13 protein-coding genes and 1 pseudogene are annotated in these 19,783 nt (G+C 52.9%); 3 read left to right on the forward strand and 11 right to left on the reverse strand.

Going from position 1 to position 19,783, the window contains the following annotated elements:
• Positions 1–5: 5 nt before the first annotated feature.
• The 5 genes from NSQ46_RS24300 to NSQ46_RS24320 all read right to left on the reverse strand — a co-directional run bounded on the left by NSQ46_RS24300 (position 6) and on the right by NSQ46_RS24320 (position 6,765).
• Positions 6–1,607, reverse strand: coding sequence for a helix-turn-helix domain-containing protein (locus NSQ46_RS24300; RefSeq protein WP_342575026.1), 1,602 nt, complete (start codon positions 1,605–1,607; stop codon positions 6–8).
• Positions 1,582–3,387 carry a sensor histidine kinase gene (locus tag NSQ46_RS24305; RefSeq protein WP_251536739.1) on the reverse strand — a complete coding sequence of 602 codons (1,806 nt, stop codon included), beginning with the start codon at positions 3,385–3,387 and terminating at the stop codon, positions 1,582–1,584. The genes NSQ46_RS24300 and NSQ46_RS24305 overlap by 26 nt, the downstream gene beginning before the upstream one ends.
• 121 nt (positions 3,388–3,508) lie before the next feature.
• Positions 3,509–4,870 carry an extracellular solute-binding protein gene (locus NSQ46_RS24310; RefSeq protein WP_342575028.1) on the reverse strand — a complete coding sequence of 454 codons (1,362 nt, stop codon included), beginning with the start codon at positions 4,868–4,870 and terminating at the stop codon, positions 3,509–3,511.
• Positions 4,871–5,007: 137 nt separating this feature from the next.
• Positions 5,008–5,829: a carbohydrate ABC transporter permease gene (locus tag NSQ46_RS24315; protein WP_342575030.1), complete on the reverse strand. Its 822-nt coding sequence runs from the start codon at positions 5,827–5,829 to the stop codon at positions 5,008–5,010.
• 27 nt (positions 5,830–5,856) lie between these two features.
• A complete protein-coding gene (locus NSQ46_RS24320) occupies positions 5,857–6,765 on the reverse strand; it encodes a sugar ABC transporter permease (protein WP_007131517.1) in 909 nt (302 codons plus the stop codon).
• A 462-nt stretch (positions 6,766–7,227) separates the two neighbouring features.
• On the opposite strand from NSQ46_RS24320, the gene NSQ46_RS24325 reads away from it, so the two are divergent.
• The 3 genes and pseudogenes from NSQ46_RS24325 to NSQ46_RS24335 all read left to right on the forward strand — a co-directional run bounded on the left by NSQ46_RS24325 (position 7,228) and on the right by NSQ46_RS24335 (position 9,641).
• Positions 7,228–7,614 (forward strand): helix-turn-helix domain-containing protein, encoded by a 387-nt coding sequence (locus tag NSQ46_RS24325; protein ID WP_007131516.1) that lies wholly within the window; start codon positions 7,228–7,230, stop codon positions 7,612–7,614.
• A 263-nt stretch (positions 7,615–7,877) separates the two neighbouring features.
• The gene (locus NSQ46_RS24330) at positions 7,878–8,423 is read left to right on the forward strand and encodes a PadR family transcriptional regulator (RefSeq protein WP_007131515.1); all 546 of its coding nucleotides are present in this window, start codon (positions 7,878–7,880) and stop codon (positions 8,421–8,423) included.
• A gap of 37 nt (positions 8,424–8,460) precedes the next feature.
• A pseudogene (locus tag NSQ46_RS24335) lies at positions 8,461–9,641 on the forward strand (MFS transporter).
• A 174-nt stretch (positions 9,642–9,815) separates the two neighbouring features.
• On the opposite strand, the gene htpG reads toward NSQ46_RS24335, so the two are convergent.
• The 6 genes from htpG to NSQ46_RS24365 form a co-directional block, all read right to left on the reverse strand.
• Positions 9,816–11,693: a molecular chaperone HtpG gene (gene htpG / locus NSQ46_RS24340; protein WP_210095418.1), complete on the reverse strand. Its 1,878-nt coding sequence runs from the start codon at positions 11,691–11,693 to the stop codon at positions 9,816–9,818.
• 403 nt (positions 11,694–12,096) lie between these two features.
• Positions 12,097–13,338 (reverse strand): MFS transporter, encoded by a 1,242-nt coding sequence (locus NSQ46_RS24345; RefSeq protein WP_342575035.1) that lies wholly within the window; start codon positions 13,336–13,338, stop codon positions 12,097–12,099.
• 57 nt (positions 13,339–13,395) lie between these two features.
• Positions 13,396–16,494 carry a glycoside hydrolase family 2 TIM barrel-domain containing protein gene (locus NSQ46_RS24350; protein ID WP_342575037.1) on the reverse strand — a complete coding sequence of 1,033 codons (3,099 nt, stop codon included), beginning with the start codon at positions 16,492–16,494 and terminating at the stop codon, positions 13,396–13,398.
• Between the two features lie 50 nt (positions 16,495–16,544).
• Positions 16,545–17,357 (reverse strand): carbohydrate ABC transporter permease, encoded by an 813-nt coding sequence (locus NSQ46_RS24355; protein WP_007131510.1) that lies wholly within the window; start codon positions 17,355–17,357, stop codon positions 16,545–16,547.
• Between the two features lie 3 nt (positions 17,358–17,360).
• On the reverse strand, positions 17,361–18,353 hold the full coding sequence (locus NSQ46_RS24360; protein ID WP_144871225.1) for a sugar ABC transporter permease: 993 nt from the start codon (positions 18,351–18,353) through the stop codon (positions 17,361–17,363).
• A 24-nt stretch (positions 18,354–18,377) separates the two neighbouring features.
• Positions 18,378–19,652, reverse strand: coding sequence for a sugar ABC transporter substrate-binding protein (locus tag NSQ46_RS24365; RefSeq protein WP_342575039.1), 1,275 nt, complete (start codon positions 19,650–19,652; stop codon positions 18,378–18,380).
• Positions 19,653–19,783: the final 131 nt, after the last annotated feature.

Here is a 19,783-nt window from a genome sequence, read left to right on the forward strand (position 1 = left end):
CAGGATTAGTTCCATGACATATATTCGCTGGGTGTCTTTCCGTATTCCCGTTTGAACAATTTGATAAAATAGCTCTTATTCGCATAGCCCAAATAATCCGATATTTCTTCAATTGATTTATTGGATTTCTGTAATAATTGTTTGGCCTTCTCCAGCTTGACCATATTGACATATTCGATGAAATTCTGGTTGGTTTCACGCTTGAACAGGCGGCTGAAATAGCTGGCATTCAGATTCAAATATCCCGCGATTTCCTCAAGGGTCACTTTCTCGGTCACATGCTGTATGACGTACTGCTGGGCCCGGATCACTTCGGGCCGTTTCGATTGGATTGACAATACGCTTAATTTGCGGGAGAGCTCCTTTAAATAATGCCTGATCCAGCTGAGCAAATGCTCCATCGTATGAATGCCGTTCACGGCGTCATACAGCCTCTCTTCGGAAATGCTCTGCTGGACCTGCAGCGTGACCTTCGTCTTCATTTGCAAATCCATGAGAAGCTGAAGCACCCATTCTTTGACGTCTGCGGGATGAAACCGGCTCTTCTTCACCCATTTCGCCCATTCGTTAAGCATTCCTTCCAAGCTTTCCGAGCGGTTCAGCGCCAGAGCGTCATTCATTCTCGAGAAAAATGCAGCATACTCCGCGTACATATCTCCATCCGCAAAGGAGGATTTCTCGAAACGATGGACTCTCGCTTCCTCTAAATAAAACCGATGGTTCAGCTCCTTCATCATAGGCATCAGCACTGCCCGCAGCTCGGTAGGCCCGGACGCTTCCCTCCCCAGCAGACAGGTGATCGATATTTTCAGATATTGTTGGACGGCGCTTATGGCATTCTGCAAAGAGTAATGCAGCAGCTGCTGTTCCTTGACAGGGTCCTCGCAGCAGATCCACACCACCAGTTCGCAATTATTGTGATGAAAAATAACGCTCCGGTGCATGGTGTCCAGCACTTCCTGCAGGATATTTTCGACGGCAAAAGCGATGGTGTAATCATACATATTGCGAGCCCGGGACACTTCCGATATCCGGTCGATAGATACGATCACAGGCAAGTAATATCTGGCATCCAGGACAATTCCGTTCAACCGGGCGTGCTTGAGCCATGCCTCCTTCGTCCAAGACGGCTGGTACAGCGTATCCTTCAGCAGCTTTTCTTTGAGCGCCGACCGGTTCAGCGCATCCTTCTGCATATACTTTATGACTTCCGACGCCTGTTTCTTCTCCTCGTTCAGATCAACGGACAGGTTGTGAAGCACATCCTGCAGCTGCTCAACCTTCAAGCTTTCTTTAAGAATATAATCGCTTACCTTTAATTTCATGGCTTGCTGTGCGTAATGAAACTCATTGTGGCAGGATAGGATAACGGCTCTAAACCGGGGATTGATCTTGCTGAATTTCTCCAGCATCTCCAAGCCATTCATTTTGGGCATTCCGATATCCGTTATGACGATGTCGGGCAGGCGCTGCTGCGCATCCTCCCATGCCTCCAAGCCATTCGAATAACAGCCGATCAATTCGATACCAAGATCCTTCCATGAAATACTTTGAGACAAGTAACGTACTACCGGATAATCATCATCCACCAGTATTGCTGTCAGCACCCTGTTCACCTCGCTCCATCTCGAATGGAAATATTAACGTGATGGTTGTTCCTAAGTCCTGCTCGCTGTCGATCTCCAGCTGAATGTCCGCTCCGTAGATTAGGCGCAGCCGCTGAAACACATTGTGCACGCCGATTCCGGAAAACCCTTTCCTGGCAGATGCTGCAGGCTCCTGTGTGCTCATCACCTTGGCGCGCAGCTCATGCAGCTTGGATTCATTCATGCCTACCCCGTTGTCCCGTACAGATATGCGCAATTGATTCGAAGCATTGTCACGGACCTGTGCCGCCGTAATAAAGATGTCTCCGGCATACTGCTCAAATCCATGAATAATCGCGTTTTCAATGAACGGCTGAATCATGAACCGGGGAACAAGGGCCCCCTCACAGCCCGGCTCGTAATCAATACGCAGTCGAACCTGATTCGCATGGCGAAAATTCATGAGCCGGATATAATGCTGGACGGTCTCCACCTCTTCGCGAAGCGGAATGAACTCATTATCGCGGTTAATGGTCATCCTGAGCAGTGAAGACAGCGAAGCGATTAGTTCGGCATTTTCCTGATCGCCCCGAATCAGAATGTTAAGCCTGATCGAATTCAGGAGGTTAAACATAAAGTGCGGATTAATTTGTGCCTGCAGCATTTCCAGCTCCGCCTTGCGCTTCTTGGATTGTTCAATCGTAATCTGCTCGATCATGGATTCGATCCGATCCAGCATATGATCAATCGTCCGTGCCAGGAGGGACACCTCATGATTGCCTCTAATACCCGAGCGCATATCCAGCCTTCCCCGGCCGATATGGGTAATAAAGCGGCTTAAATCCCGGATAGGCTTCGTGAATGTCGCAATCAGCACGGTTAGCAGCACACAAAATAATGTAAAGAAAAACACCTGTAATCCAAAACTGATTAATAGAATCTGTTTGTGCTTCGATACGGCCGAGGATAACGGGATTAAACTAACCAGACGCCAGGAATTCGCGCGGATCGGCTGCTCGGCATACACATATTCCTGACCGTTCATTTCGACTGTCGATGACTGTTCGTCCCTGTTCCACCATGCTACTTGACTTCCGATCAAGGAAGGGTCTGAATGGGAAATGACCATCCCCTCTTCGCTTAGCAGCATCATCTTCTGATCCGAATTTGCCCGCTGGATTAGGTGGCTTCGAATTTTTCGCTCATTCACGCTGATAATGACATAACCAATGACACTGCCGGCCGACGTCCGAATCGGGCGCCCTATGGTTATGATGTGGGAGCTCTGTTTTTGCAGGGGATTGAAGCTGTTCTCCTGCAGCCCGACCCAATAGGTTGAGAAGGACGGAAGTTGATTCAGGTGTTCAAACCACGGCTGCTTATACAGCTGCTTGGGATCGAAATCGCTGTGAGAGTAATTGGTATATGTAACATCGTTTTTTCCTAATATGGTGACATAGTATTCGTCATGCTGCCGGAACAGCTCATCAAGCAGCCGAACGAGCCTGCTGTAATTCACCAGGTTCTCTTCCTTAAGCTTGCGATTCTGCCTGGCTGTGATCAGCTGCCTGATTTCGGTATTCGTGAGGACGATGTTCGACAGCTCCAGCGTCTGATCGAGCACGCCGTTCACATCCGACTGGACCGCTCGCAGCGCATCCTCAGAGCTGACAACCGCCCGTTCGAGCAGCAGATCCTTAGTTAAATAGTTTGTCAGTAAGTAGATTCCGCCAAGCGGAAGGAGAAAGCATACCAATGCCGACCAAATAAGCTTTTTGCGTAACGAGAACCTTGGTATCATCACAAAAACGACGCCTCAAATCGGATTGAATTGGAATAGGGAAAAACCTGAAGTTTTCCCCTGCCCATGATCTATATTTCTAGTAAATGAAGCATCCATCTTCCGTACGTTTATGAACGGATTAGTTTTGATTATTGTTTACGACCTCGGTAATTTTCTGATCGATGCTGTCAATCGTCTGATCGAGGTCCTGATTATTGAGAATGTACAGCTCCGCCTCCGGAATCACGACGTTCTTCGCCTCATCGGCATATTTAACAGGTACCGGGGCGGATCCCGGTATAGTGTTGTTGATGGTGTATTTCAACGATTCTATATCGATCTTCGAAGGATCGATCGAGGAGTTGACAATGGTGTCCACAAGCTTATCCGTATCGGATTTAGCCCAGCCGGAGAATACTCTGCCTCCGATTTCGAGCCCTTCGGATGTGTACCATCTGACGAACTGGTGAGCTGCTTCCTTATTCTTGGACTTTGCAGCCACTGCCATATATGTCGGCTGCACCGGGGAGTAATGCTTGCTTTCCCCTTCGAGTTTAGGAAGCGGAGCAAAGGCTGTCACGAATGTCGCCGGAATCGCTTCGGTTCCCCCGGATTCCGCAACCATCCAGTCTCCCATAGGAAGCATTGCCGCAAGTCCGTTGAAGTATTGATTACGATAGGCAAGCTTTTGGGAAATGATATCTTCGTACGGGTTGACGCTCTTATCCTCATACATCATTCGTTTCATCATTTCCAGATTCGCCTTCAGCAGGGGATCCTTCGCATTGGATGTGCCGTCGCTCTTGAGGAAGGTATTATCGGAAGGCTTGCTCATGAGCTGCAGCTGGAAGTAATCCGGCCAATTATGCAGATAAGCGCCATAGCGTTTCTCCGCGCCGTCCCCCTTGGTCAGCTTCTTCGCATATTCCTCGAATTCCGCCCAAGTCCAATCGGTAGGGACCGGTAATCCGGCTTCCTCCAGCATGGCCTTGTTCATAATCACGAACCACCGCTGCATGGAAGAAGGAAGCGCGTAAATTTTGCCGTTTACCTTGGTATCTACCAGGTATTCATCCTCGTATTTATAGCCGTCCTTCTCAATGTAGCTATCTAGCGGCTCGAACAGTCCGATATCCGCCCTTTGCGAATAATTCGTATACGGAAGCTCCACGATGTCCAGCTGGTCGTTTGAGGCCGCCATCAGATCAAGCTTCTGCATGGCAGCAACCGAGTCTCCTTTCTCGTTCAGAAGATCCAGCTCCACCTTAATGTTCGGATGCTTCTTCTCGAATTCCGGTATGATCTTGCTCCACTGCGCTTTTGCGTCTGTCTGCCACGTGCTTAATTTGAGTACGATCTGTTCGGGCGCAGCCTCCTTGCCCGGTTCGTTCTTGGCTTGGCCAGACTCTGAAGTGCTGCCCCCGCCTCCGCCTCCGCAAGCTGTAACCGCCAAGGCAAGAGACAGACTTAGCAATAGCGATGGTATTTTTTTGATTTTCATATAGACCCTCCTCTAATAGTAACAGGTTTTTTCAGGTTGTCATCAACATTTGTAAGTGCTTACAGGATCCATCCTATCATGCGTAAGCTTCTGGCGTAGGCACCATTTTTTACGGAAGCCAAACGATTTTGACTTTATCATCCTTTCACTCCCCCAAGGGAGATGCCCTCAATAACCTGCTTCTGGCCAATGGCGAAAATGATCAGCAGCGGGAGTATGGCGGATACGGCACCGGCCATCATCAAGGAATAGACATCGCCGTATTGATCCCCGAACAGCCGAATGCCGAGCTGAATCATAAACAGCTCTTTGGACTTTAGGAAGATCAGCGGATACTGGTAATCGTTCCACGTCCAGATAAACCGGAGAATGGCGTACGTCGCGACGCCGGGACGGATCAGCGGGAGGGCAATTTGCCAAAAAGTTCGAAAGTACCCCGCCCCGTCCATTTTTCCGGATTCGATGTATTCATCATGCACGCCCATGAAAAATTGCTTTAACATGAAGGCCCCGATAATGCTGAAGCTGTTCAGCAGAATCAGGCCGGCATGGGTATCGATCAGCTGCATCCAGTTGAACAACAGAAACTGCGGTACCAGGGAGGCCTGCGGCGGCACCATGTACAAGGCCAGGACCAGAACGAACATCGCGTCCCTGCCCCAGAATCGGAGCTTGGAGAAGCCGTAAGCGGCCAACGCGCACACAAAAACATTAATGACCGTCGTTGCGATCGTGATATAGATGGAGTTCCAATAGTAACGGACAAATTGGCCGCTCCATACGGTCCGGAAATTCTCGATTGCATTCCAGTGCTTCGGAATCCATTCGATCGGGAATTTGAATACGTCCGCCTCCGGCTTGAAGGAAGTGGACAGCATCCACACAAACGGAAGAATGAACAGAATGCCGATTAAGGCCATGATGACGGTCCAGAAGGCTTTTGAAATACTGATTCTCATGTCAATCTCCTTTCTTGCCAAGTCGTCTTAATAGTTGACCCATTTCTTCTGGGCCAGCATCTGCGCGCCGGTAATAAGCAGACAGATCAGGAATAAAATCATCGCCATGCTTGAAGCGTAGCCTGTCTTCAGCTGATTGAAGGCCGTGTCATACAATTCATACACAATGACGGTTGTGGAATTAGCCGGACCTCCCTGGGTAAGCACCTGAATCAGGTCGAAAATTTTGAAGGTTCCGATGATGCCGGTCACCAGCAGGAAAAAGGTGGTTGGCGAAATGCACGGCAGCGTGATGCTGCGGAATTTCACCCATGCATTTGCCCCATCGATCTCAGCCGCTTCGTATAGGTCCTTCGGAATCGATTGCAAGCCAGCGATGTAAATAATGATGTTGTATCCTAGAAGAATCCACACCTGAATCATCATCAAGGACGGCAGTGCAAAGTCGATGTCCGCAAGCCATTTCGGGGGATTGTCGATCCCTAGCGACATGAGCGTCTTGTTTACAGGCCCGAGCGAAGGGTGGAATAAGACCTGCCAGACCATAGCCACCGCAACGATGCTCGAAATATAAGGAAGAAAGTAAATAACCTTGAAGGCATCCTTCAGGTATACATGCTTATCAATGAGTACAGCAAGCACTAGCGCAATGATCATGGTAATCGGTACCGTAATGATAAAAATAAGATTGTTGACCAGGCTCTTCACGAATGCGCTGTCATGAACCAATCTGACAAAATTATCAAAGCCGGCGAATTTCATGGCACCCATGCCGGCAACAAAGTTCCAATTCGTAAAGCTGAGCAGCAAAGACCCGATTACGGGAATGAGCGTCAGAACCAGCAGTCCCAACATTAAAGGAGCCACAAATAAATAGCCGGCGATTCGCTCCCTCGCGACCATGCTGAGCCTCACGGAATTCTTTGTTCGTTTCATATTTCTCTCCTCCTGGCGTTAATGCTTGGCAAAGCGTAATTCGAAAGCCCTTTTCGAATATGGCGATAGAAATGTTGTATCTTCATTGTAAAAAAGCCGTCTGCAGCATATAAGAAATAGAAATGAGTATTTTGGAACGAATTTTACTTTTTTGCGCACAACAAAAAGACGAGCCCTCGGCGGGCCGTCCTTTCTCTTGTCCTATCCATATGATTCGCGGCTTCCCTTCCTCCCTCATGGTACGATAAACCGTACTAAGTACATTTTAGAATCGTACTGGGTCTAAAACGGATATTGTGCTACATTACAATCATCGAGATTTCTAAAACGAACGGCGATGCCGGGAGGGATCTAAACAGTCAGCATGGTTGCCACTCAGCTGGCTTAACCGGTATTCCATCGTTCAACCTATAGATCGCGGAATGATTCAATGGGGTTAACAAAAGGGGGGAGTGAAGGGATATGAACAGATTTGAGCATCAACCGCATGAAACGGCCGGGATATTGACAACCCTGCAGTTGATCGGCGGAAAGTGGAAGCCGCTGATCCTGTTTATTCTGCTTCAAGACGGAACCAAGCGCTTCGGAGAGCTGCGGCGGCTGCTTCCGGGTGTCACCCAGGGCATGCTGACCAACCAGCTGCGGGAGTTGGAGCAGGATGGGCTCGTTGTGCGAACGGTCTATCCCGAGATTCCGCCTAAAGTGGAATACTCGATCTCGGAGCATGGAAAGACGCTGGGAACGGTGCTTACCGATATGTGCAGTTGGGGGTTTCAGCATCTGGAGTATACCGGGCGCATGAACAGCCGCGAAGAGGAGCCGGTGAGGAAGAACACGGGCAGCTCGTAACGCAATTCAAGCGGCTCTAGTCAGCGCTTTGAAATGGAGAGGCATGCAGAGCTAAATGCCTCTAGTTAAGCGCTGCGAAATGAAGAGGCATGCAGCTTAATGGCTGGAACATGGCGGTGAGGGGTTCCCTGTGCCGCCATGTTCCGTTTCGTTATAGGAGCCTTGTCTTGTCTATAATTTAGAAACGTGAGCCGCTTTTCGGCTTGATTAATATGTCGTATCGATATATATTTATATCGATACGACATATTTTGGAGGTGCTCATGTACGAACTATTTGTGTTAGGCGAATTGATGACGGGTGAGAAGCATGGCTACATGCTTCAGGAAATCCTTAAAAATGCCGGCGGCCCCTATCGGCAGATCAGTTCCGGTACGCTGTACCCGCTGCTATCCCGAATGGTGGAGAACGGCTGGATCCACCTTACCATGGATGAAGTCCCAACAGGTAAACGGCCTCGCAAAATATATCAAATCACCGATGCGGGAAGAAGTCGGTTTTTAGAGCTGATGGAGAAGCCGCTGGAATACGGAGCGGATACAACAGAGCTGCTCCATTACAAGATGGTGTACTTCCGTTATGTCCCGAAATCGGTCCGGCTCGAATGTCTTAACCAGTATTTGAAGTACCTTGAAACAAATCTCAAGCATGTCAGCGATTTCGAGGCAGAGCTGATGTTCTATAAACCGGAGCCCGAGAAACAGCGGACGCAGCTCCTGCGCGTGCTGGATCACCGGAAACGGATCGGATCAGCCGATATCGAATGGGTAAGAGCTGAAATCGAGCGTCTCGCGTCGGAACCGGAATAAGCTTACCTAATCAAGGATGATAAAGGAGGAATTGAGAGTGGAGCGTTTATGGACCAAGCCGTTTATTCAAATGACGGTTGGCATGCTGTTTCTGTTTACGGGCTTTTACCTGCTGCTTCCCACGATGCCGCTGTATATCAAGCATTTGGGGGGCAGCGAATCCCAGGTAGGCCTTGCTGCAGGGCTGTTCACCTTGTCGGCGGTCGTCTTCCGCCCGTTCGTGGGAGCTCTCGTCGACCGTCACGGTAGAAGGCCCTTTTATGTGTGGGGACTGTTATTGTTCGTCATTTCCATGGTCTCGTATGACTGGGTCGGCGGCATTCTGCTGCTGCTCGCCCTCCGGATGGTACATGGTGTAAGCTGGGCATTTGCCACGACGTCCGTGGGGACCGCCATCACGGATTTGATTCCTGCCTCGCGCCGGGGCGAGGGGATGGGCTGGTACGGCATGGCCATGACGGTTGCGATGGCGATCGGTCCGATGCTCGGCACCGCGCTTGCCTCCGGCGACTCTTTCCACACCCTGTTCCTTGTTGCCGCCGGACTTTCCTTAGCTGCATGGGTGCTCGCGTTTATGACCAAGGTCCCCTTTCAACCGAAGCCCTCGGCCGGGCGGATTCGGCTGATCGAACCGTCGGTTCTGCCGGTAACGGCCGCTATCTTTTTTCTCGCCGTGGCTTATGGAGGAATTACGACCTTCCTTCCACTATTCGCTGCATCCATCAGCGTCAATCCGGGAACCTTCTTTCTGGTTTATGCCATTGCGCTGACCTTGATCCGTCCGCTGGCCGGCAAGCTGTCGGACCGCTTCGGCGAAGCCGCCGTCATCATACCATCCCTCATTATAACGGCGCTGTCGCTGCTTCTCCTCAGCCTTTCCGATAGCCTCGTCGGTCTGATCGCCGCCGCCATCCTCACGGGATCGGATTCGGCTCGGCGCAGCCTGCACTGCAAGCGGCAACCCTGCGAATCGCTCCCGAGGACCGGCGGGGCGCTGCCAACGCTTCCTTTATGACTGCGTTTGATCTCGGCATCGGCCTTGGGGCCATTATCCTCGGCTGGATATCGGAGCAAACCGGGTATCCGCTGCTATTCGCGATCGCCTCTGTCTCCGTCGTGGTGTCGCTTGTCATATTTGCGCTGTTTGTGAAAAGATTGCTCAGAACCGATGCTGTCTTAGTAAGCGCAGCCGGAACACCGGTAGAGCGCGCGGAATAAGCAGGAGAGGCGAATATGGACCCGCGATCAGCAAAGCTGCGCTTGCTCTAGCATCTCGCCTAAGGAAATTTATCCGTAACGAAAAAGACCCGGCCAGCCCGGCGGTTATCGCCAGCTGATCGGGTCTTCCGTTTTTATTTTGTTAGCTTCCCCCATGAACGGAGATCGCCGCTGTTACACCATAATTTTGCAGATGTCGTTCGTAAACTCTACCGGATCGGCAATCGGCAGCCCTTCGATGAGCAGCGCCTGGTTGTACAGCAGATTGGTGTAGAGCGCCAGCTTATCCTGATCATCCTTATGCGCCTTCAAGGCTTGGAACACCTCGTGGCCCGTGTTGATTTCAAGGACTTTGTCGGCCTTCACATCCTGCCCGTTCGGCATCGCCTTGAGGATTTTCTCCATCTCGATGGACACTTCGCCCTCCGCCGACAAGCAGACCGGATGGGATTTCAGGCGCTTGGAAGCCTTGACGGATTTCACTTTACCCGCCAGGATGCCTTCCATCGCGGTGAACAGCTCCTTGTTGTCGTTCTCCTCCGCTTCGGTCTCCTTCTTGTCCGCATCGGATTCAATTCCGAGATCACCGCTCGACACGGATTTGAATTCCTTCTCCTTATACTTCATCAGCATCTTGATGGCGAACTCATCCACATCGTCGGTGAAGTACAGAATTTCATAGCCCTTATCCAGCACCATCTCCGTCTGCGGCAGCTTCTCGAGGCGGTCAATCGAATCGCCTGCGGCATAATAAATATACTTCTGATCCTCCGGCATTCTGGATACATACTCATCCAGGGTAACCAGCTTCTTCTCCTTCGAGGAGGTGAACAGCAGCAGGTCCTGCAGATCGTCCTTGTGCATGCCGTACTCGTTATAGACGCCAAATTTCAGACCGCGCCCGAATGACTGATAGAATTTCTCGTATTTCTCGCGCTCATCCTTGAGCATGCTCTGCAGCGCGCTCTTGATCTTATTCTTGATGTTCTTCGCAATGAGCGTCAGCTGACGGTCATGCTGCAGCATTTCGCGGGAGATGTTGAGCGAGAGGTCCTCCGAATCGACCATCCCCTTCACGAAGCTGAAGTAATCCGGCAGCAGATCGCCGCATTTTTCCATAATAAGCACGCCGTTCGAGTACAGCTCCAGCCCTTTCTCATATTCCTTCGTGTAATAATCAAACGGCGTATGCTCAGGGATGAACAGAATCGCGTTGTACACGACCGCGCCGTCCGCCTTCACATGGATATGCTTCAGCGGCTTGTCGAAGCCGTAGCGCTTCTCGTTATAGAAGTTCTCGTAGTCCGCGTCGGTCAGCTCGCCCTTGTTCTTGCGCCAGATCGGCACCATGCTGTTGAGGGTCTGCTCCTCCTGAACCTCCACGAATTCGTTGTCCGCGCCTTCCTTTGGCCGCTGCGTCTTGACGTCCATCTTGATCGGATAACGGATGAAGTCGGAGTATTTCTTGATGATCGCCCGCAGGCGGTACTCTTCCAGAAACTCGTCATATTGATCTTCTTCGGTGTTCGGTTTAATCTTGAGCACAATCTCCGTACCAACTGTATCTTTCTCGGCCGGAGTAATCGTATAGCCGTCCGCGCCTTTGGATTCCCACTGATAGGCCTCGTCGCTGCCAAGCGCCCGGCTGGTTACCGTTACGACGTCGGCGACCATGAATGCCGAATAGAAACCGACACCGAACTGGCCGATGATGTTATGGCCGTCCTTCGCTTCAATTTCGTTCTTGAACGCGAGCGATCCGCTCTTCGCGATGACGCCGAGGTTGTTCTCCAGCTCTTCCTTCGTCATGCCGATCCCCGTATCGGTAATGGTCAGCGTACGGTCCGCTTTGTTCGGCGTAATCTTAATGAAATAATCGTCTTTATTGAACACCAGCTGATCGTCCGTCAGCGCCTTGTAGTAGATTTTATCGATAGCGTCGCTTGCATTCGAGATCAGCTCGCGCAGGAATATTTCGCGCTGCGTATAGATGGAATTGATCATCATCTCAAGCAGACGCTTGGATTCCGCTTTAAACTGTTTTTTCGCCATGAGAAGAGGTCCCCTTTCCGTTATGAATCAGGATTTTAGCACTCCATCGCATAGAGTGCTAACACTTCTTCTATTTAAACATGTTCCAATTTTTCATGTCAACCTATTTGAGGACTTTTCGGTACGAAAATAAAAGCGCTGTCTTTATCGTTGTATTCTGGTGTAATTCTGGTGTAATTCTGGTGTAATTCTGCCGTTATACTGCGGATTCCCTGCTGATACTCTGTGGATGCACCGCGGATGCTCTGCTGATAACTCTGCTGATACTCTGCTGATACTCTGCTGATACTCTGCGGATCCTCTGTCTAGTCTCCGCGGACACTCTCCGGATCCTCCACCGGAATTCTCCGCATAAAACTTCACCCCGGCCGCGCTGAAATCCAGCCACAACCGGGGTTTGATTTTACGTTTCTATGCTGCCGCCCAATCTCCTCGACAAGACCGGACGTATCCACAACACATAATACAGACCGCATATCAGCAGCGCCCCGGCCGTGGCAAGGAAGGGAAGCTGATAATCCTGCCTGGCCAGAATCAATCCCGAGACAAAGGTTGCCCCGGAAGATCCCAAGCTCCGAAATACCGACCGCATGCCGGCATATAGATTCCGTTCCTGTTCGTTAAACGCGGACATCAGCAGGCTGTCAAGCAGATTGGACAGCATCGTTACGCCGCCGCCCCGCAGCAGGAACAGGACGACGAACAGCCATACGGGAAGTACCGTATACAAAGCCGCGAACAGCAGAATATTGACGATAAATACGGAAACGATCGCCGTATGATAACCGAACCGCTCCATGACGTAAGGCGTCATTAGAGAGCAGATAAAGAGCAGAATGGCACCGACGGCCAAGATGAGCGATACTTGATCATCCATCCAGTCCAGCCGGAATTTCACGATCACATTCAGGAAGGAGCCCGTCATCGCGATACACCCTCCCAAGAGGGCCATGAACACGGCAAACAGCCATAAGGTCCCGGAAAGAATGGGCGCCGTTAGCTTGGATGCCCCTTCGGAAAGCGGACGGCCCGGCGCTTCCTCCTCCCTGCCCACACGCTCGGCAAGCAGCCAGAACGCCCGAACGGCTCCATGAATCACGAGAACCAGCCCGGTGAGGAGAAGGGAGGCTTCATACCCTCGACTTCCTTCTGCCCCCTCCGCGATATATCCGGCCACCAGCGTGCCGAGACCCGTAAAGGCCGTAAACACGGCAAACATCAGGGAGAAGGCGCGGGCTTCCTCCTTACGGGAACGGCAATAATGGAAGAGAAGCTGAATCTCCGTGGTTTCGACGAGCGTCAGCCCGGTCGACACGAGAATCTGGGCGGCATAGAACCAGAGCAATTGATCGCTGACGGCAAACAGCACATTTCCTGCGGCGATAAAGAACACGCCGGTAACCAGCAGTTTTTTTCTTCCCGTCCGATTCGCGAGCAGAGAGACCGGAATGGCGAGGATCCCCATGATCAGAATGCCCATCGATACCAGCGCGCCGATCTGATCCTCCCTCAGCCCCCGGAAGAGCAAATGCAAATTCAGAACCAGCGTGTAAAGACCGATGCCTATGCCGTACAAGGCTTCGCTTATAAGGAACCGGCGTACGCCGGTAGACAGCTGCAGCAGGTCTTTGATGTAAAAGGACATGTGATTCCCCTTCTGTCGGAATATCCGAAACGATAAGAATATGAGCAAAAACCAGGATCAGCTGTAAAGCTTTGCTTCCGAACGCATCCGCCGGGAGAGCGTCCCCGGATCGGTATCCTCCGAGGCGTATGCCTGCAGCAGAATTCGGAACTCGAACGGTTCCGGCTTAACCGTATGCTCCGGAGCCTGCGCCGGACCGCAGCTGTTGCTTCCGAGCCCGTTCTGGCGGTAATCCAGGTTGAACGTAATATATTCGCTCGGCATCAGGTCGCTGGCATGTTTGGCATATTCCACATCAGAGTCGGAATACCGGCTCGCGCTGAAATTCAGGGCAGACTCGGAAGCGGCAAGCAGGCCAAGGCCTGCGCCATCCGCGATGGAAATCCAGCGGACATCCGTGCGGTTCCCGTTCTCTTGCGGATAAATGTACGGCGTAAACAAGCCTTCCACCGTGCTGCGGTACGTACCGAAACGCCCTGCCTCCTTGCTGTCCGGATAGCTTTCGCCCGGACCCCGTCCATACCAGCGGACATGCTCCATATCTGCCGCAAGCTTCATTTGCAGCCCGATCTTCGGCAGCGTGGATGGCGGCGTACCGATCGGCTCGCCCTTGATATTCATGATGATCAAGCCGCCTGAGGTGATCGTATAGACGGTTTCGCAACGGAACCCCCAATCGTACACCGGCGGCGCGATTCGGGAGACCCAGCGGGCTTGAATCGAAGCAGAATCCGGTCGCTTCCATTCGAAATGGTCGACCCGCTCGGTGAGCCGGTCCAGATGGGCCTTCCGCCAATCCGCCAGCACGTACATGTCGTTGTCGATCGGCGGCCGCCAGAAATTCAGCCGCGGACCGTCAAGCGTAAGCAGCTTGCCGCTCACGGACAAGCTTTCAAACCCCGGCCGGGAGGAATTCAGCGACAGCTCGATGCCGTCCATCGCCGCCTTGAGCTTGCGCTTCTCTTCAATGATCCGCAGCTCCCCCCGTCCAGCCGTATCCGTAGGCCGGAATTCGGGTACCGTTGCTGCCCGCAGCTGGAATTGGGACCAAGCCACCTCGTGCCCGCGCTCCGCCCAGCGGCAGTCCGCAGCCAGATGGAAGGATACCTCAAGCCACAGCTCCGCATAAGGATTCACCACGGCCGCCGCTTCCTCGAGGCTCACGGGAAGACGCAGCTCCGCGCTCTCGCCCGCTTCGATAAGCGGCAGCTCCAGCACCCCGCTGCGGACAAGCTCGCCATCGGCCAAGATCCGGTAATGGGCCTGCAGATGCTCCAGCGTAATGAAATCGTACCGGTTCATGACGAGCAGCGTGCCGGCTTGCGGCATGGTAACGCGGACCGGTTCAATCACCTTCTTATACTCGAGAAGTCCCGGCGAAGGCGTTCGGTCCGGACGCACCAATCCGTCGATGACAAAGTTGCCGTTATTCGGCACGTCGCCGTAATCTCCGCCGTACGCATAATCCTTCCTGCCGTCTTCCGTCGTTCTCGTCAACCCATGGTCGATCCACTCCCACACGAACCCTCCCGCAAGACGGGGATACCTTTCAAAGGTGTCAAAATAAGGGCGCAGTCCGCCGGGTCCGTTGCCCATGGCGTGGGCATATTCGCACAGAATATGCGGCTTGGGATGCCCCTCCAGTTGACCTAACCCCTCCATCTTCTCAACGGAGGAATACATCGTGCTCACCACATCGCACACCTCGGCTTCCCGGTCCTCCTCATAATGGATCAACCTCGTGGTGTCATGCTCCCGGCACCAGTCCGCCATCGCGCGGAAATTGCAGCCGAAGCCGGATTCGTTGCCGAGGGACCAGAACAGCACGCAAGGATGGTTCTTATCCCGCTCCACCATCCGGCGGACACGGTCCACATAAGCCTCCTTCCACGCCGGATCATCGCTTAGACGCGAAATATTGCCGAGCAGCTCGAAGCCGTGGGTCTCCAGATCAGCCTCTTCCATGACGTACAGCCCGTACTCGTCGCACAGATCGTAGAACCGCGGGTCATTCGGGTAATGCGCCGTCCGCACGGCATTGATGTTGTGCTGCTTCATCATCTGAATGTCCTCGAGCATCGTTGACATCGTCACGGTCCGGCCGGTATCCGGGTGATGATCATGGCGGTTGACTCCTTTGAGCAGGATCGGCCGGCCATTCACCATGAGCTGGCCTTCCTTGACTTCAACGCTCCTGAAGCCGACGCGCTGCGCAATGGTCTCCAGAGACTGCCCTTTCGAATCCTTCAAGGTCATGACCAGATGATATAAAGCCGGGGACTCCGCACTCCACAGGGCCGGGTTGATCACCTCGATTTCAAGCTCCGCCGAGGAGGAGCGGGCGATTTCCTTCCCGATTGCGCCAATCTCGGTGCCGTTCCCGTTCAACAGCTGCAGCTGGACCGAGCCGTCCTCCGTCCCCTCCAGCTCCAGGAGGACGTTCAGCTTGGCTTGCCGGTACTCCGCATCAAGCTCGGTGATCACGCGGAAATCGGCGATGCGAAGAGCTGCAGGCTCCGCGACCAGGTACACATCCCTGAAAATGCCGCTCATCCACCACATATCCTGATCCTCCAGATAGCTTCCATCGGACCACTGATATACGCGCACGGCCATCCGGTTCACCCCGGTCGTCACATAGGGCGTCAGATCGAACTCGGAGGTCAGCCGGCTTCCTTGGCTGTAGCCGATAAACGACCCGTTGAGCCATACATGAAACGCACTGTCCACGCCGTCGAACTTGACGCTGATCCTTCTGCCGTCCCAATCGCCGGGGATCTCAAATTCCCGGACATAACTGCCGGTCGGGTTCGCATCCGGCACATGCGGCGGATCCACCGGGAACGGATAATACAGATCCGTATAATGCGGATGGCCGTAGCCCTGCAGCTGCCAATGTCCCGGTACGGGAATATCGTCCCAATCCGAAACGTTATACTCGGTTAAATAAAAATCTTCAGGAGCCGCCTCCGGCTCCTCCGCATAATGAAATTTCCACATGCCGTTCAGCGACTTGTACCATGCCGAGCTGCCCCTGTCATAGCGGAGCGCTTCCTCGGCATCCGTAAACGGGATGAAATAGGCCCGGCTCTTGGAGCGGTTTCGCTCCAGCACGCCAAGATTATCCCAATCCCGGTCAATCGGTCTGACTTTCATGCTATTCTCTCCATCCTTTCCATATTGCTTTATCGTTGCTGTCATCTGATCTAGCCTTTGATCCCCGTCGTCGCGATTCCGCCGACGATATACCGCTGGGCGAAGAAAAATACGGCAAGCGGCGGAATGGAGATCAGGCATGTAATGGCCATGATGGACTGCATGTCGACGCCATGCATGCCCCTGAACTGGGACAGGCCCAGCGTCAACGTATATTTGGTCTGATCATTCAGGAAGATGAGCGGGCCCAGGTAATCATTCCAGCAGCTCATCATATGAAACACCGCAACTAAGATCAGCGACGGTCCCATGAGCGGCACGATGATCCTCGCCAGAACCGTCATTTTTCCCGCACCGTCAATCGTGGCCGCCTCGTCAAGCTCTCTTGGCAAGGTCATGATGAACTGCCGCAGCAGGAAGATGAAATACGCGGAGCCGAACCAGGACGGGACGATCAGCGGCTTAAGCGTATTGATCCACCCCAGGTAGTTGAACTCCATATACTGCGGGATCATGGTCACTTCCCAGGGGATCATCATGGTTGCAAGCACGATCAGGAACAGCGCATCACGTCCCTTGAATTGGAACCGGGCGAACCCGTACGCCACCAGCGTGCAGGAGATGAGCTGCCCGAGCGTGGACAGCAGCGTCACGATCACCGTATTTTTCAAAAACAGGTTAAACGGCTGGATGCTCCAGGCCTCCGCGAAATTGCTGAACCGCCAAACGGACGGCAGCCATTTCGGTGGAAACAGATACAGCTCCTGCGGGGACTTTAGCGCGGTCGTTACGGCCCAGAACAGGGGCGCAATGAACAGCAGGGAGCAGAATACAAGCAGCGTGTACGTGATTACTTTTCTCATGCGTCAATGCCCCTCTCTGCCGGCAGCCCGGCGTTTGACATGCTTCGGTTTTGCCTTCTTCATCTCGCCCTCATAGAACACCCAAGCCTCCGAGGACTTGAACACAAGGAACGTAAGCGTCAGGACGATCAGGAACATGAACCACGCATTCGCTGCAGAGTAGCCCATTTTGAAGTATTTGAACGCATTCTCGTACATGTACATCGCATAGAAAAAGGTGGATTTCAGCGGCCCCCCGCCCGTTAACAGGAGCGCCAGCGTCAGCTGCTGGAAGGCGGCGATGATGGACGTGATCAGGTTGAACAGCAGCGTCGGCGTAATCATCGGAACGGTCACATTGAAAAACTGTCTGATCTTGCCGGCTCCATCAATGGAAGCCGACTCGTACAAGTCCTTCGGGATGCCTTTGAGCCCCGCGAGAAAAATAAGCATCATCGAGCCCTGGCCCCACAGGCTTGCGATCACCATCGCGACGAGGGACCATTTCGTATCGTTCAGCCAGTCGGGACCTTCAATGCCGAATACCGACAAGAAGTAATTCAGGATCCCGTAATCCCCGCTGTAAACCCATGACCAGATCATGGCGAGGGCCACGCCGGAAATGACCGACGGCAGGTAGAAGGCGGTTCGGAAGAAGGCGCTGCCTTTTACCTTCTGGTTCAGCAGCATCGCCAGTCCCAAGGCGACGATAATGTTCAGCGGCACGAATAAAGCCGCAAATTTCAGCGTAATCATCAGGGATTTCCAGAACAGCGGATCATCCGAGAACATCTCCACGTAATTGTCGAAGCCGACGAAGGTGACTTGGCCGACGATCGGCCAGTCAAAAAAGGATATAACAAGAGAGAACAACAGCGGGCCCAGCGTGAAGACCAGGAAGCCGAATATCCATGGAAAAATGAAGAGGTAGGGCGCTGCCCCACCCCATCGTTTTCGTCCAAGCCGCTTCGGGGCCGCTGTCTGCTGCTGCGGGTTAAGCACATTGATCCGGGCCATAGTAGCGAGCCTTCTTTCTATCGTTTATTTCAAATAGCCTTCGCTGTCCTTCACCGCTTGGTTCAGGGCCTCTTGCGCATCGCTGCCGAACATGACGGACTCCACGGCTGCCGACAGCTGGCGGTTGACTTCGTTCCATTTCGGGTTGAGCAGGAAGGCCGGCGTATTGTCCGAACGCTCCAGCATCGTGTAATACGGCTTGTAGAGCGGATCTTGATCCTTCTTCAGCTCATTGACGACGCTTGCCCGGACCGGAAGGTCAGCCACGCGCATTTTGATCGCCTCATCGGATACATAGAACTTGATGAACTCCCAGGCCAGATCCTTATGCTTGGAGTCCTTCGCAATCGACAGCGCCGATTCGGCAAGAACCCCCTTGACCGGCTTGCCCGGGAAGGCCGGCATCTCGACGGTGCCCACATCGATTCCGGCTTCCCTGAACGATTCGAGCGGCCATATTCCGCTCTCCCACATCGCGATCTTTCCGGCCTTGAAGATGTCCTCCCCGCTCTGCTGTCCCTTGCCACCGGCAAGCACGGCGGTACCGTTCTTCAGCATATCACCCAGCATCTGAATGGCTTCCGCCGTCTCTTTGCTGTTCATATAGCCTTCAATCGTCGTGCCGTCCTCCGATATGAATGAACCTCCGTTGCTCCATACCAGGCCTTGCAGGTCATACGTGTCGTTCTCCGCGCGTACGCCGAAGCCGTACTGCTTCTTGGACGGGTCCGTCAGCCTCTTGGCAATGTCCTGGAAGTCAGTCCAGGTCCATCCGTCGTTTGGATATGCGATTCCCGCCTCATCGAACAGCTTCTTGTTGTAATACACGACCCGCGTCGTGAATCCGGCCGGGATCCCGTACAGCTTATCCCCGATCTTGCCGTAGTTGAACAGGCCTTGGTAAAAATCGTCAATGTTCAAATCCTTGTCCTTGGACGCGTAATCGTCCAGCGGCTCCAGCGACTGATGATACGTCGGGAAATCCCACATATACATCACGTCCGGCGGGTTTGCAGCGCCGAAGCCGGCTGCCAGCTTTTGATCGAACCCGTCTGCATAGGCCTCTACCTGGACCTTCGTGCCGGGATGCGATTCCTCGAATTTTTTGGCGATATCCTGTTCAATCTTCAGCGCATCGCCGGTATCCCAAGTTGCGAACCGAAGCGTTGTAACCCCGGCTTGCGAGCCATTGTCCGGCTCCTTCGCCGTACCGGTGCCTCCGCCGCCGCATCCGGCCAGCATGGATGCCGTTAACGCCATCACGGATACGATAACCATCCATGACCTTCTTTTCATCATGTCGATTCCCCCTAAAGAGTTGAGGTAATATGAATTAAACCGCTTTCATCATAACCCGATGAAGAGCGGTCCAAAACGTGCGCTGATTCGCAGTTTATCGTGTTTTTGTTCGAAATGGTCATTCTCGGTGT

It is taken from the genome of Paenibacillus sp. FSL M8-0142, assembly GCF_038597315.1.
GTDB classification, from domain to species: domain Bacteria; phylum Bacillota; class Bacilli; order Paenibacillales; family Paenibacillaceae; genus Paenibacillus_AQ; species Paenibacillus_AQ lactis.

Excerpts from the sequence above, each read along its gene's own strand:
- NSQ46_RS24305 (WP_251536739.1), bottom strand. The coding sequence starts at position 3,387 with ATGATACCAAGGTTCTCGTTACGCAAAAAGCTTATTTGGTCGGCATTG.
- NSQ46_RS24310 (WP_342575028.1), bottom strand. The coding sequence starts at position 4,870 with ATGAAAATCAAAAAAATACCATCGCTATTGCTAAGTCTGTCTCTTGCC.
- NSQ46_RS24315 (WP_342575030.1), bottom strand. The coding sequence starts at position 5,829 with ATGAGAATCAGTATTTCAAAAGCCTTCTGGACCGTCATCATGGCCTTA.
- NSQ46_RS24320 (WP_007131517.1), bottom strand. The coding sequence starts at position 6,765 with ATGAAACGAACAAAGAATTCCGTGAGGCTCAGCATGGTCGCGAGGGAG.
- NSQ46_RS24325 (WP_007131516.1), top strand. The coding sequence starts at position 7,228 with ATGAACAGATTTGAGCATCAACCGCATGAAACGGCCGGGATATTGACA.
- NSQ46_RS24330 (WP_007131515.1), top strand. The coding sequence starts at position 7,878 with ATGTACGAACTATTTGTGTTAGGCGAATTGATGACGGGTGAGAAGCAT.
- htpG (WP_210095418.1), bottom strand. The coding sequence starts at position 11,693 with ATGGCGAAAAAACAGTTTAAAGCGGAATCCAAGCGTCTGCTTGAGATG.
- NSQ46_RS24345 (WP_342575035.1), bottom strand. The coding sequence starts at position 13,338 with ATGTCCTTTTACATCAAAGACCTGCTGCAGCTGTCTACCGGCGTACGC.
- NSQ46_RS24350 (WP_342575037.1), bottom strand. The coding sequence starts at position 16,494 with ATGAAAGTCAGACCGATTGACCGGGATTGGGATAATCTTGGCGTGCTG.
- NSQ46_RS24355 (WP_007131510.1), bottom strand. The coding sequence starts at position 17,357 with ATGAGAAAAGTAATCACGTACACGCTGCTTGTATTCTGCTCCCTGCTG.
- NSQ46_RS24360 (WP_144871225.1), bottom strand. The coding sequence starts at position 18,353 with ATGGCCCGGATCAATGTGCTTAACCCGCAGCAGCAGACAGCGGCCCCG.
- NSQ46_RS24365 (WP_342575039.1), bottom strand. The coding sequence starts at position 19,652 with ATGATGAAAAGAAGGTCATGGATGGTTATCGTATCCGTGATGGCGTTA.